The sequence below is a fragment of the Synechococcus sp. CCY 0621 genome (assembly GCF_019038465.1).
Lineage (GTDB): Bacteria > Cyanobacteriota > Cyanobacteriia > PCC-6307 > Cyanobiaceae > Cyanobium.
Genome location: NZ_JAFKRH010000088.1, coordinates 1 through 258, shown reverse-complemented (window position 1 = coordinate 258; position 258 = coordinate 1). Strand labels below are relative to the sequence as shown.

Here is a 258-nt window from a genome sequence, read left to right as displayed (position 1 = left end):
GACCCTGACGGGCCGTCCCGCCAGCTCCAACCAGATCGGCTACGTGGTGCTCGAGGCCAACGAGCTGGCTGGTGCCGACACGCTGCTGGCGGATCTGGAGGCGATCCGCTCTCGCGCCCAGACCCTTTTCTCCACCCTGGAAAGCTCCGACGTCACCCTGCCGGCGGGCACCACGTTCGATCGCGAGATCCTGCTGGTCAACGGCCAGTCGGTTCGTTTCTTCGAGGTGGTCGATGCCAGCCTGGAAGATCTCTCCAG

The 258-nt window shown here is 65.5% G+C and carries 1 pseudogene; it reads left to right on the top strand.

Features of this window, described 5'->3' with window-relative positions:
- Positions 1 to 258 (top strand): annotated as a pseudogene (locus KUG43_RS17545) (hypothetical protein); the annotation flags it as partial.